At 56.2% G+C, this 12,673-nt stretch carries 15 protein-coding genes and 1 tRNA gene; 13 read left to right on the forward strand and 3 right to left on the reverse strand.

The genetic code is table 11. The features are described 5' to 3' along the window. Positions 1–134: 134 nt before the first annotated feature. The gene (locus tag AC3WQN_RS22755) at positions 135–347 is read right to left on the reverse strand and encodes a hypothetical protein (RefSeq protein WP_103401208.1); all 213 of its coding nucleotides are present in this window, start codon (positions 345–347) and stop codon (positions 135–137) included. A 130-nt stretch (positions 348–477) separates the two neighbouring features. Between AC3WQN_RS22755 and AC3WQN_RS22760 the strand changes: the two genes are divergently transcribed. Together AC3WQN_RS22760 and AC3WQN_RS22765 are read left to right on the forward strand one after the other, a co-directional pair. Further along, complete coding sequence (locus AC3WQN_RS22760) at positions 478–783, forward strand: hypothetical protein (protein ID WP_103401226.1); 306 nt, start codon at positions 478–480, stop codon at positions 781–783. 171 nt (positions 784–954) lie between these two features. Next, positions 955–1,269, forward strand: a complete 315-nt coding sequence (locus AC3WQN_RS22765; RefSeq protein ID WP_103401209.1) for an I78 family peptidase inhibitor — start codon at positions 955–957, stop codon at positions 1,267–1,269. A 72-nt stretch (positions 1,270–1,341) separates the two neighbouring features. Here the strand turns inward: AC3WQN_RS22765 and AC3WQN_RS22770 are convergent, their stop codons facing one another. Continuing rightward, entirely contained in the window at positions 1,342–1,554 is a 213-nt protein-coding gene (locus tag AC3WQN_RS22770; RefSeq protein ID WP_003179963.1) for a cold-shock protein, read from the reverse strand. A 296-nt stretch (positions 1,555–1,850) separates the two neighbouring features. Next, the gene (locus AC3WQN_RS22775; protein ID WP_103401210.1) at positions 1,851–2,147 is read right to left on the reverse strand and encodes a hypothetical protein; all 297 of its coding nucleotides are present in this window, start codon (positions 2,145–2,147) and stop codon (positions 1,851–1,853) included. A gap of 385 nt (positions 2,148–2,532) precedes the next feature. On the opposite strand from AC3WQN_RS22775, the gene thrS reads away from it, so the two are divergent. The 11 genes from thrS to katB all read left to right on the forward strand — a co-directional run bounded on the left by thrS (position 2,533) and on the right by katB (position 12,650). Then, the gene (thrS, locus tag AC3WQN_RS22780; RefSeq protein ID WP_103401211.1) at positions 2,533–4,455 is read left to right on the forward strand and encodes a threonine--tRNA ligase; all 1,923 of its coding nucleotides are present in this window, start codon (positions 2,533–2,535) and stop codon (positions 4,453–4,455) included. Then, a complete protein-coding gene (infC, locus tag AC3WQN_RS22785; RefSeq protein ID WP_172668659.1) occupies positions 4,455–5,006 on the forward strand; it encodes a translation initiation factor IF-3 in 552 nt (183 codons plus the stop codon). The genes thrS and infC overlap by 1 nt, the downstream gene beginning before the upstream one ends. A gap of 60 nt (positions 5,007–5,066) precedes the next feature. Further along, complete coding sequence (rpmI, locus tag AC3WQN_RS22790; RefSeq protein WP_003442181.1) at positions 5,067–5,261, forward strand: 50S ribosomal protein L35; 195 nt, start codon at positions 5,067–5,069, stop codon at positions 5,259–5,261. A 29-nt stretch (positions 5,262–5,290) separates the two neighbouring features. Next, complete coding sequence (gene rplT, locus AC3WQN_RS22795; RefSeq protein WP_003174975.1) at positions 5,291–5,647, forward strand: 50S ribosomal protein L20; 357 nt, start codon at positions 5,291–5,293, stop codon at positions 5,645–5,647. A 109-nt stretch (positions 5,648–5,756) separates the two neighbouring features. Further along, positions 5,757–6,773, forward strand: coding sequence for a phenylalanine--tRNA ligase subunit alpha (pheS, locus tag AC3WQN_RS22800; RefSeq protein ID WP_095143262.1), 1,017 nt, complete (start codon positions 5,757–5,759; stop codon positions 6,771–6,773). 26 nt (positions 6,774–6,799) lie between these two features. Further along, positions 6,800–9,178, forward strand: coding sequence for a phenylalanine--tRNA ligase subunit beta (pheT, locus tag AC3WQN_RS22805; RefSeq protein WP_103401212.1), 2,379 nt, complete (start codon positions 6,800–6,802; stop codon positions 9,176–9,178). Positions 9,179–9,181: 3 nt separating this feature from the next. After that, the gene (ihfA, locus tag AC3WQN_RS22810) at positions 9,182–9,484 is read left to right on the forward strand and encodes an integration host factor subunit alpha (protein WP_002553164.1); all 303 of its coding nucleotides are present in this window, start codon (positions 9,182–9,184) and stop codon (positions 9,482–9,484) included. Beyond that, positions 9,465–9,821 carry a MerR family transcriptional regulator gene (locus AC3WQN_RS22815; protein WP_027620568.1) on the forward strand — a complete coding sequence of 119 codons (357 nt, stop codon included), beginning with the start codon at positions 9,465–9,467 and terminating at the stop codon, positions 9,819–9,821. The genes ihfA and AC3WQN_RS22815 overlap by 20 nt, the downstream gene beginning before the upstream one ends. Positions 9,822–9,909: 88 nt before the next feature. Next, positions 9,910–9,986 (forward strand) — tRNA-Pro (locus AC3WQN_RS22820). Between the two features lie 256 nt (positions 9,987–10,242). Beyond that, the gene (locus AC3WQN_RS22825; protein ID WP_256587321.1) at positions 10,243–10,404 is read left to right on the forward strand and encodes a transposase; all 162 of its coding nucleotides are present in this window, start codon (positions 10,243–10,245) and stop codon (positions 10,402–10,404) included. 704 nt (positions 10,405–11,108) lie between these two features. Further along, a complete protein-coding gene (gene katB / locus AC3WQN_RS22830; RefSeq protein ID WP_103401213.1) occupies positions 11,109–12,650 on the forward strand; it encodes a catalase KatB in 1,542 nt (513 codons plus the stop codon). Positions 12,651–12,673 lie beyond the last annotated feature (23 nt).

Consider the following 12,673-nt stretch of genomic DNA (forward strand, 5'->3'; position numbering starts at 1 on the left):
TGCGTTGCGGGATTTGCCAAGGGAACAACCATTGGCGGCATCCCGCGCCTTGCCTCGCCCACGTTGGCCCAGCAACGTGGCTCGCCACCAAACGTCAACAGACCCTAGCCCCGCAGGTGCCAGCCTGCGGGGTTTTACGCCTGTCCGGTGTGCGTGACGCCCTTGTGGTCGGCGGGGTGCTTGTCGAAGATCTGTTCGATGAAGCGTTGCGCGGCCTGGGTCCCCAGTTCCTTGACCAGCAGGTCGATGCCAATGATCGCCAGTTCTTCCGGGCTACCCGGGCTGTAGGAGCAGTGGCCTTCAGGCCAACTGGCCTTGATGTCGGCGTCGATGTGCACGGTGCTCATGGGTATCTCGCGAAGTCGGGATAGTCAGTGGATTGAGTTAAGCATTTTGCGCGACGTTTGGCACTGCGACTTAGGCATGAATGTGCAGCTATGCGACACTTGGGCATCTACCGATGTCGAGGAACAGGCTGTGCAGATCGATTTGAATACCCCGGATGGCTTGACGCTGGAGGCTGTGCGCCAGCTATTGGCGTCTGCCAGCGATGAACAGCACACCCAGTTGAGGGTTACGCGCTCGGGTATTGCTTACATTTCGTCAGGCGCCGTGGGCGGAACGGATATCGACGGGCTACTGTTTCGGCTGGAGACCTGGGCCAAGGGCTCGGGCTACGTCGGCGCGATCGCCGCCAGTGACGCGGTGTGGGTGATGCAGATCTTCAACGCCTTGAAGCAGAACTGGCCCAATCCTCCCTTTGACTACATCGATATCTACTGAGCCCTGTTCATATTCAGTCACGATTGTGGGCTGAACAGGTGCTTCTGGCTCAGGCAAACTTGCACGTTTGGCGCGTATGAGGGCAGGGTATTGGTCGTGGCCATGAAACCAAGCCCCTGAACGGTTGTCGCAGGCATTCAGTTTAAATTTTTTGAAAAAAAAGGAGGCGTCATGCCTTGGAAGCTCGTGTCATTGGGTACATTGCTGGCCGCCGTCATGTTGAGCGGTTGCAGCACCACCTCCGAGAAGGCAAAAGATCCCGCGGCGGCCCAGGCGGGCAGCGGTCGCTGTGATGCGAAGGCTGCCGAATTTGCCTTGGGCAAGAAGGCTTCGCCGCAATTGCTGGAAGAGGCCCGTACGCGCTCTGGCTCGCAGAATGCCCGGATCCTCAAGCCTCACGACATGATGACCCTGGAATACCGCTCCGATCGTTTGAACCTGAACACCGATGCCAACCTGGTGATTACCCGGGTCAATTGCGGCTGATCGCTTCAGGCTTTTGTAACGCCCATAAAAAACCCCGTCACATGGACGGGGTTTTTTTAGTGCGCCGAGAAATTACTCTGGGCGAACCTGTGCAGCTTGCATACCCTTTTGGCCTTTCTCAGCCACGAAGGAAACGGTCTGGCCTTCTTTCAGGCTTTTGAAACCGTCGCTTTCGATAGCTTTGAAGTGTACGAACAGGTCGTCACCGCCACCTTGAGGAGTGATGAAGCCGAAGCCTTTTTCATCGTTGAACCATTTGACGGTGCCGGTTTGGCGATTAGACATGGTGTATCTCCAAGAAACATATATTTTCAGTAGTACTGTGCTGCTCAGGCCAACTGGGCACACCGGGGTATCATAGTCGAAATGTTCGACTTGGAACCCCCCCAGCAGCGCTGTTTGCCGACCCATCGCATTTTATTTCGCCCTGAAAACCGCTGAAACCCCCTGTTTATAGGGGTTTGAGGCAAAAATAAAAGCGATAAAAAAAGCTGTAAAAGCTGGGTAATTTGTTGGTTTTTGCCGTTTTCGGGCCTTTTTTTGACCGTCCGGAGCGTCAAAACACCCTGTCGAAGCGGGTGTTATTTAGCCTTGCAGACGGCAATGGCGGCCTGCGCTTTGGCAACGAGCTGGGGTGATGGCGGGGTCTGCTTGCTCATCAATTGGCCGATTTCTTCGGTCGTGAGTTTTTCGTTGAGCTGGTTTGCACCGCAGGCGCAATGCTTCTTGGCGTTTGCCTCGCCGATGGTCTGGGCGGCGGCAGGGGTGCAATCCTTCATGAATGCGTCGCGCGTTCCGGCAGGCCAGGCTGCCTGTGCACTGAGCGGAAGCAACATGATCAGTGGGGCGGCAAGGGCGAAAAGACGGGTAAGGCGCATGGCGGGAACTCCTCGAGGTCGATAAGTGGTGCGATTCTCAGCCTATTTGAGGCCCGGCGTACATGCCAAGTTCATTTTTCCGCGGCACGCTCTCTGAATCGGTGCTTTGCGCGACGACCGCGCAGTCATGACCGTTCATCTGTGCTAGCATCCCAGGCTTGGGTATTTTCAGGCGCCGGATGATCCGTTCTCCGTTCGCGGTCGATACCCGAATAACCCTGATTTGATCTCCAGTCACTCTGGTTCGGTTTCCGGTTGGCCGCAAGGCTCCTGCCGCTGTAAGGCAGGCGTTCATCATTGAATGGCCTGGGCTGAATCGCGTACTGGCTGCTCATCCCAACCCACGTGACCTTTGGTAGGGGTCACCACTAGGAGAGGAGGCGCCATGCCCACTATTACTCTTCCCGACGGCAGTCAACGTTCGTTCGATCATCCGGTTTCCGTAGCCGAGGTCGCCGCATCCATTGGTGCAGGCCTGGCCAAGGCCACCCTGGCCGGCAAGGTCAATGGCCAGCTGGTTGACGCCTGCGATGTCATCGACAGCGATGCCACCCTGCAAATCATCACGCCCAAAGACGAAGAGGGGCTGGAGATCATTCGCCACTCTTGCGCGCACCTGATTGGCCATGCGGTCAAGCAGCTGTACCCGACGGCGAAAATGGTGATCGGTCCGGTCATCGATGAAGGCTTCTATTACGACATCGCCTACGAGCGTCCTTTCACTCCGGACGACCTGGCGGCCATCGAACAGCGCATGCACCTGCTGATCGAGAAAGATTACGACGTCATCAAGAAAGTCACTCCGCGCGCCGAAGTGATCGACGTGTTCACCCAGCGTGGCGAAGACTACAAGCTGCGCCTGGTCGAGGACATGCCGAACGAACAGGCCATGGGCCTGTACTTTCACGAAGAATATGTCGACATGTGCCGCGGTCCGCACGTGCCGAACACCCGCTTCCTGAAATCCTTCAAACTGACCAAACTGTCCGGTGCCTACTGGCGCGGTGATGCCAAGAACGAGCAATTGCAGCGCGTTTACGGCACCGCCTGGGCGGACAAGAAGCAACTGGCTGCTTACATCCAGCGTATCGAAGAAGCCGAAAAGCGCGACCATCGTAAGATCGGCAAGCGCCTTGGGCTGTTCCACACCCAGGAAGAAGCACCGGGCATGGTGTTCTGGCACCCGAACGGCTGGACCCTGTACCAGGTGCTCGAGCAGTACATGCGCAAGGTTCAGCGTGAAAACGGCTACCTGGAGATCAAGACGCCGCAAGTGGTTGACCGTAGCCTGTGGGAGAAATCCGGGCACTGGGCCAACTACGCCGAGAACATGTTCACCACCGAGTCGGAAAGCCGCGACTACGCGATCAAGCCAATGAACTGCCCTTGCCACGTGCAGGTGTTCAATCAGGGCCTGAAGAGCTACCGCGAGCTGCCGATGCGTCTGGCCGAGTTCGGTGCCTGCCACCGTAACGAGCCGTCGGGTGCGTTGCACGGCATCATGCGCGTGCGTGCCTTCACCCAGGACGATGCCCACATCTTCTGCACCGAAGAGCAGATGCAGGCCGAATCCGCTGCCTTCATCAAGCTGACCATGGATGTCTATGCCGACTTCGGCTTCAAAGACATCGAGATGAAGCTGTCCACTCGTCCGGAAAAACGCGTCGGTTCCGACGAGCTGTGGGATCGTGCAGAATCCGCGCTGGCCGCAGCCCTTGATAGCGCGGGCCTGCCGTACGATCTGCAGCCGGGCGAAGGGGCTTTCTACGGTCCTAAAATCGAATTCTCGCTAAAAGATTGCCTTGGCCGTGTCTGGCAATGTGGTACCTTGCAGCTCGATTTTAACCTGCCGATCCGTCTGGGAGCCGAATACGTCTCCGAAGACAACAGTCGCAAGCACCCGGTCATGTTGCACCGGGCGATCCTGGGTTCCTTCGAGCGTTTCGTCGGAATTCTGATCGAGCATTACGAGGGCGCGTTCCCTGCGTGGCTGGCTCCGACCCAGGCAGTGATCATGAATATCACTGATAAACAGGCAGATTTTGCCGCTGAAGTTGAAAAAACTCTCAATCAAAGCGGTTTTCGTGCCAAGTCCGACTTGAGAAATGAAAAGATCGGCTTTAAAATCCGCGAGCATACTTTACTCAAGGTTCCCTATCTCTTGGTTATTGGAGATCGGGAAGTCGAGATGCAGACTGTCGCTGTGCGTACTCGTGAAGGTGCTGACCTGGGCTCGATGCCCGTCGCCCAGTTCGCTGAGTTTCTCGCGCAAGCGGTTTCCCGGCGTGGTCGCCCAGATTCGGAGTAATTATTATTAAGCGTGAAATGAGACAAGATAAACGAGCTGCACCGAAAGCCCCGATCAACGAGAATATCTCGGCACGCGAGGTTCGGTTAATTGGGGCTGAAGGCGAGCAGCTTGGGATTGTGTCAATTGAAGACGCGCTTCTTAAGGCTGAAGAAGCCAAGCTCGATTTGGTGGAAATTTCCGCCGATGCAGTACCCCCTGTTTGCAAGCTGATGGACTACGGCAAATCGATCTTCGAGAAGAAGAAGCAGGTTGCCGCGGCTAAGAAAAACCAGAAGCAGATTCAGGTAAAAGAAATCAAGTTTCGTCCAGGGACGGAGGAAGGGGATTACCAGGTAAAACTGCGCAACCTGGTACGTTTCCTGAGTGATGGGGACAGGGCCAAGGTATCCTTGCGATTCCGCGGCCGTGAGATGGCCCACCAGGAGCTGGGGATGGAACTCCTCAAGCGGGTTGAAGGTGACCTGCTCGAGTACGGTTCGGTCGAACAGCATCCTAAGATGGAAGGACGCCAGCTGATCATGGTCATCGCCCCGAAAAAGAAGAAGTAATCAACAGGGCACGGCAGGCCTTCTGATTATGTTTATCAACTGAATGCGGAGTATCCGAACATGCCAAAGATGAAGACTAAAAGTGGTGCTGCTAAGCGGTTTCTGAAAACTGCTAACGGTATCAAGCACAAGCACGCTTTCAAGAGCCACATCCTGACCAAAATGTCGACTAAGCGTAAGCGTCAACTGCGCGGTAGCAGCTTGCTGCATCCGTCTGACGTGGCAAAAGTCAAGCGCATGCTGCGCCTTTGCTAATTTTTGGTTAAGAATAGAGGAAGTAACTCATGGCTCGTGTAAAGCGTGGCGTCATTGCCCGTAAGCGTCACAAAAAAATTCTGAAACTCGCTAAAGGCTACTACGGCGCGCGTTCACGCGTATTCCGTGTTGCCAAGCAAGCGGTAATCAAGGCAGGCCAATACGCCTACCGTGACCGTCGTCAGAAAAAACGTCAGTTCCGCGCTCTGTGGATCGCTCGTATCAACGCTGGTGCTCGTGTTAACGGTCTGTCCTACAGCCGTTTCATCGCTGGCCTGAAAAAAGCGTCCATCGAAATCGACCGTAAGGTTCTGGCTGAACTGGCCGTGAACGAAAAAGCGGTGTTTGCTGCGATTGTCGAGAAAGCTAAAGCCACCTTGGCTTAAGTACCCCCGACAGTCACCCTGGGTTACTCCTGTAGCCCAAGGTGGTAAACGTCATAAATAGGGGAAGAGCCTTCAAGCTCTTCCCCTATTTTGTATCTGGAGTCTGTACATGGAAAACCTGGATGCGCTCGTCTCTCAAGCACTAGAGGCTGTGCAAAGCGCTGAAGATATCAATGCCCTGGAGCAAATCCGGGTTCACTACCTTGGCAAAAAGGGCGAATTGACTCAGGTGATGAAGACCCTGGGGAATCTGCCGGCAGAAGAGCGTCCGCAAGTCGGCGCCCTGATCAACGTTGCCAAGGAGCGTGTCACAGAGGTTCTCAATGCCCGCAAGGCACTGTTTGAAGCGGCCGACCTGGCCGCCAAACTGTCCGCCGAGTCCATTGACGTGACCCTGCCTGGCCGTGGCCAGACCTCCGGTGGTCTGCATCCGGTTACTCGCACTCTGGAACGTATTGAACAGTTCTTCACCCACATCGGCTACGGCATTGCCGAAGGCCCTGAGGTCGAAGACGATTATCACAACTTCGAGGCGCTCAACATCCCAGGCCATCACCCGGCCCGGTCGATGCATGACACCTTCTATTTCAATGCCAACATGTTGCTGCGCACCCATACCTCGCCGGTACAGGTCCGCACCATGGAGTCGAAACAGCCGCCGATCCGCATCGTCTGCCCAGGCCGTGTGTACCGTAGCGACTCGGATATCACCCACTCGCCGATGTTCCACCAGGTCGAAGGCCTGCTGGTCGATCGCGATATCAATTTCGCTGACCTGAAAGGCACCATCGAAGAGTTCCTGCGGGTGTTCTTCGAAAAAGAACTGGCCGTGCGTTTCCGCCCTTCGTACTTCCCGTTCACCGAGCCATCCGCTGAAGTCGACATGGAATGTGTGATGTGCAGCGGCAAGGGCTGCCGTGTCTGCAAGCAGACCGGCTGGCTGGAAGTTATGGGCTGCGGCATGGTGCATCCGAACGTGCTGCGCATGTCCGGCATCGATCCGGAAGAGTTCTCCGGCTTTGCCTTCGGCATGGGCGTCGAGCGTCTGGCCATGCTGCGTTACGGCGTGAACGACTTGCGTCTGTTCTTCGACAACGACTTGCGGTTCCTCGCGCAATTTCGCTAGTCGTAACGAATTCTTAGGAGAGCAGGATGAAATTCAGTGAACAATGGCTGCGCGGCTGGGTAAGCCCGCAGGTAAGTCGCGACGAGCTGGTTGCTCGTCTGTCGATGGCCGGTCTTGAGGTCGATAGCGTGACGCCGGCCGCCGGTGTTTTCAGTGGCGTGGTGGTGGGCGAGGTGCTGAGCACCGAGCAGCACCCGGATGCCGACAAGCTGCGGGTTTGCCAGGTCAGCAACGGTTCGGAAACCTTCCAGGTCGTGTGCGGTGCGCCAAACGTGCGTCCGGGCCTGAAGATCCCGTTCGCCATGATCGATGCCGAACTGCCAGGTGACTTCAAGATCAAGAAAGCCAAGCTGCGGGGCATCGAGTCCAACGGCATGCTGTGCTCGCAATCCGAGCTGCAGGTTGGTGAAGGCAACGACGGCCTGATGGAGCTGCCGGCCGATGCGCCGGTGGGCGAGGATTTCCGTGTCTACCTGGACCTGGAAGACGCCAGCATCGAGGTCGACCTGACCCCGAACCGCGGCGACTGCCTGTCCCTGGCCGGCCTGGCCCGTGAAGTCGGCGCGCTGTATGCCGCCGAAGTCACTCGTCCGGTAGTGGCTAGTGTTCCAGCCATGCATGACGAAGTGCGTCCGGTTGAAGTGCTGGCCCCGGCTGCCTGCCCGCGTTACCTGGGGCGCGTTATCCGTAACGTCGACCTATCCAAGCCTACGCCGCTGTGGATGGTCGAGCGCCTGCGTCGAGCCGACGTGCGCAGCATCGATGCTGCCGTCGACATCACCAACTATGTGATGCTGGAGCTGGGTCAACCGCTGCACGCCTTCGATCTTGCCGAGATCAACGGCGGCATCCGCGTGCGCATGGCCGAAGAGGGCGAGAAGCTGGTACTGCTCGACGGCCAGGAAGTCAGCCTGCGTGCCGATACCCTGGTCATCGCTGACCATACCCGTGCCCTGGCGATCGCCGGCGTCATGGGTGGCGAGCACAGCGGCGTGTCCGCAACCACTCGCGATGTGTTCCTGGAAAGCGCGTTCTTCGACCAGATCGCAGTGGCGGGCAAGGCACGTTCCTACGGCCTGCACACTGACGCCTCGCACCGCTACGAGCGGGGTGTGGACTGGCAACTGGCCCGTGAAGCCATGGAGCGCGCTACTGGCCTGCTGCTGGAAATCACTGGTGGCGAAGCCGGTCCGATCATCGAGACCGTCAGCGAGCAACACCTGCCGTCCGTGGCGCCGATTACCCTGCGTGCCCAGCGCATCACCCAGATGCTGGGCATGGAAATGGATTCGGCCGAAGTCGAGCGTCTGCTCAGCGCGTTGGGCCTGAAGATTTCTGCTGACGGGGCAGGGCAGTGGCGCGTCGAAGTGCCAAGCCATCGCTTCGATATCAGCCTGGAAGTCGACCTGATCGAAGAGCTGGCCCGCCTGTACGGTTACAACCGTCTGCCGGTTCGCTACCCGCAAGCCCGTCTGGCGCCGCAAGCCAAGGCTGAAGCGCGCAGCGATCTGCCTGAGTTGCGTCGCCTGCTGGTGGCACGTGGTTACCAGGAAGCGATCACGTACAGCTTCATCGATCCGAAACAGTTCGAACTGTTCAATCCGGGTGTTGAACCGCTGCTGCTGGCCAACCCGATCTCCAATGACATGGCGGCGATGCGTTCGTCCCTGTGGCCAGGTCTGGTCAAGGCACTGCAGCACAACCTGAACCGTCAACAGGATCGTGTGCGCCTGTTCGAAAGCGGCCTGCGCTTCGTCGGTCAGCTGGAAGGCTTGAAGCAAGAACCGATGCTTGCCGGCGTGGTATGCGGCAGCCGTCTGCCGGAAGGTTGGGCGCAAGGGCGCGATGTCGTCGATTTCTTTGACGTCAAGGCTGACGTGGAAGCGGTGCTGGGCTTTGCCGGTGCGCTGGATTCGTTTACGTTCGCTCCAGGCAAGCACCCGGCGTTGCACCCGGGCCAAACCGCGCGCATCGAACGCGATGGTCGCGAAGTCGGCTTTGTCGGCGCGCTTCACCCTGAATTGTCGAAAACCCTCGGTCTCGACCGTCCGGTCTTCGTCTTCGAGCTGGTATTGAGCGAAGTGGCCTTGGGCAAAATGCCTAAATTCCATGAGTTATCGCGCTTTCCTGAAGTGCGTCGTGACCTGGCATTGCTGGCCGATGCCGGTGTTGCAGCCAGTGCTGTCATGGACGTAATCCGTGAAAATGCAGGCGAATGGCTGACAGACCTCAGGCTCTTTGACGTTTATCAGGGTAAAGGCATTGATCCTGATAGAAAAAGCCTTGCAGTTGGCTTGACCTGGCAGCATCCATCGCGCACTCTTAATGACGATGAGGTGAATACCGCGACGCAAAACATCCTCACCTCGCTCGAACAAAGGTTGAACGCCACGTTAAGGAAGTGACGTATGGGGGCTTTGACGAAAGCTGAGATGGCGGAACGTCTGTATGAAGAGCTGGGCCTGAACAAGCGGGAAGCCAAGGAATTGGTCGAACTGTTTTTCGAAGAAATCAGGCACGCTCTTGAAGACAACGAACAGGTCAAGTTGTCCGGTTTCGGCAACTTCGACCTTCGGGACAAACGCCAGCGGCCTGGCCGCAATCCGAAAACGGGAGAAGAAATCCCGATCACGGCTCGCCGTGTGGTCACCTTTCGTCCAGGGCAGAAGTTGAAGGCCCGAGTTGAGGCTTATGCTGGAACCAAGTCATAACGACGAACTTCCCGTCATCCCGGGCAAACGCTACTTCACCATTGGTGAAGTCAGCGAGTTATGTGCGGTAAAACCGCACGTGCTGCGCTACTGGGAGCAGGAGTTTCCTCAACTCAACCCCGTCAAACGCCGCGGAAACCGCCGGTATTATCAGCGCCAGGACGTGCTGATGATCCGGCAGATCCGCGCGTTGCTGTACGACCAGGGGTTCACCATCGGCGGCGCACGCCTGCGTTTGTCCGGCGATGAGGCCAAAGACGACACCACCCAATACAAACAAATGATCCGCCAAATGATCTCCGAGCTCGAAGATGTGCTGGTGGTACTCAAGAAGTAAATTCTTGCTTTTAAATACTTCCAGTTTTCAAAAGCTTGCGTTATATTCTTGAGCGTCCCTCGAGAAGAGGAACAGATTCACGCCTAGTCGGGGCGTAGCGCAGTCCGGTAGCGCACTAGCATGGGGTGCTAGGGGTCGAGTGTTCGAATCACTCCGTCCCGACCATATTATTCAATGACTTAGGCCAATGTTCACAGCATTGGCCTTTTTCATGTGCGTGACTTTTACGTGACTTCTCGATTTTTCACGCCTGCTTCCTCTTCAAAATTATCAGGACCGGTCCACGCGAATCGGTTGCCGATACCATGTTCGCAGCTTCGATCAGATGCCCGAGCTCAACGCCCGAGTAGTGAACTGGCCTAGTGATTTTGGACATTTCAATCGGGCGCTATGACGGCGCACAAATCTGAGGTGTTTGGATATGCGTAAATCTTGTTCCAGTGAGTTCAAACTCAAGGCAGCCAGTATGGTGCTGGATGAGGGGCAGTCGTTTCCCGAAGTCTGTGCCAGTCTGGATATTGGTCCTACGGCTCTGCCTCGATGGGTGGTCCTGCTTCTAAACGAGATGAAGTATTTTCGATAGGCCGCAGGTGCTGCTGGCCGGTGCCGTTTGGAAGGGGGGGAGTCGAATTGATGGGAGGGTGTGTTCGGTTGGCAGGGCGCGAAGGCATGCTTGTTGAGCAACGTCATCCTAATCGGCGTGCAGGTGGCGATACCAACCGTACAGCGATAATCCAAGGGTGGTAATGATTACGGCTATGACGATGAATACTAGATAGCACATTCAGTCTCGTTTACCTTAGACATGGGTGTATGGTTGACCTGCGTCCTTGCGATTGTTCGCGAGTGTATGTCCTCCAATCTTTCATGGTCTGTAGGACAATTCTCAATTTCCTAGGAAACGCCCTCAGCGAGTTGCAGCGTGAATCCAAACTCAGCCGCGTGTCGATGTAGGCCTTTTACTACTCCCCCCTGACCCGTGCCGCACTCGGCAACCAACCGCAGGGCCAGACAGGGGCTAATGCCGTGGTTTTGTCAGCGGCTCAGTGGGTAATGTCTTTGCCTGCGAGAGTAGGATCAGCGTTTGTGAAAACGGCTGATCGCGAACCACTAGCGGAGCTTGATAGCGCTGAAGGGGGTGGTGCAATACTTTCAGGTTGAGTTAATTAAGCCAGATGTTTTTATCTATCACGCTCTTGAAGTCTTTCAATTTATATTCTGGTCATGTGGTCATTAGTCTCTGAACGAGCGCATATGGATGCGCCCTATAAAATCAGAGGAACTCCAATGACGACCACGATTGGCCTGGGGGCTTTTTCCCAACGACGCATACTTGGCGTGCTTGCCGCGAGTCTGCTTTCACTTTCCGTACAGGCCGCTACGCTGACCCGTGATAACGGTGCCTCGGTAGGTGATAATCAGAACTCACAAACTGCGGGCACAGTCGGCCCGGTATTGCTGCAAGATGTTCAGTTGATCCAGAAGCTTCAGCGTTTCGATCGCGAACGTATCCCCGAGCGGGTAGTGCACGCGCGAGGAACCGGTGCTCATGGTACTTTCACCGTCACCGACGACCTGAGTGACCTTACCAAGGCTAAGGTTTTCGCTAGTGGTGAGTCGACACCGGTGTTCGTCCGCTTCTCGGCAGTGGTGCACGGCAATCACTCACCGGAAACCCTGCGTGATCCACGGGGGTTCGCCACCAAGTTTTACACCGCTGATGGCAATTGGGACCTAGTGGGCAACAACTTCCCAACCTTCTTCATTCGGGATGCCATCAAGTTCCCGGACATGGTTCACGCTTTCAAACCTGATCCACAAACCAATCTGGATGATGATTCACGCCGTTTCGATTTCTTCTCCCATGTACCGGAAGCTACCCGTACCTTGACCGAACTGTATTCCAATTCGGGGACTCCGGCCAGTTACCGGGAAATGGACGGTAATGGAGTGCACGCCTACAAGTTGATTAATGCCAAAGGCGAAGTGCATTACGTGAAGTTTCACTGGAAAAGTCTGCAGGGCATCAATAATCTTGATCCAAAACAGGTCACTGAAGTTCAAGGTCGTGATTACAGCCATATGACTAACGACCTGGTTGCCCATATCAAAAAGGGAGACTTCCCCAAATGGGATCTATATGTCCAGGTGTTGAATCCACAGGATCTGTCGAAATTCGATTTCGACCCGCTGGATGCCACAAAAATCTGGCCGGGTGTACCTGAGCGAAAAGTCGGTCAGATGGTACTGAACCGCAATCCAGCCAACGTTTTCCAGCAAACCGAGCAGGTGGCCATGGCTCCGGCCAACCTGGTGCCAGGTATTGAACCGTCGGAAGACCGCCTGCTGCAAGGGCGGGTGTTCTCCTATGCGGATACACAAATGTATCGCCTGGGCGCCAACGCTTTGCAACTGCCGATCAACGCGCCGAAAGTCGCTGTGAACAACGGTAATCAGGATGGCGCGATGAATACCGCCAGCACCGATACCGGTGTGAACTACCAGCCGAGCCGCCTGATGCCCCGTGAGGAGCTGCAAGCCGCACGCTACAGCCAGCTGCCTCTGTCGGGTAGCACCCAGCAAGCAAAGATCCAGCGCGAGCAGAACTTCAAGCAGGCGGGCGATCTGTATCGTTCTTTCACTACGAAGGAGCGTAAGGATTTGATCGAAAATTTCGGTGGTTCATTGGCCAATACCGATGACGAGAGCAAACACATCATGCTGTCGTTCCTCTACAAGGCAGATCCGGAATACGGCACCGGTGTGACCAAGGTCGCCAAGGGCGACCTGGCCCGAGTCAAGGCTCTGGCAACCAAGCTGACTGACTGATCGCATCGTACTCAATCCGACGC

It is taken from the genome of Pseudomonas sp. FW300-N1A1, from assembly GCF_058789115.1.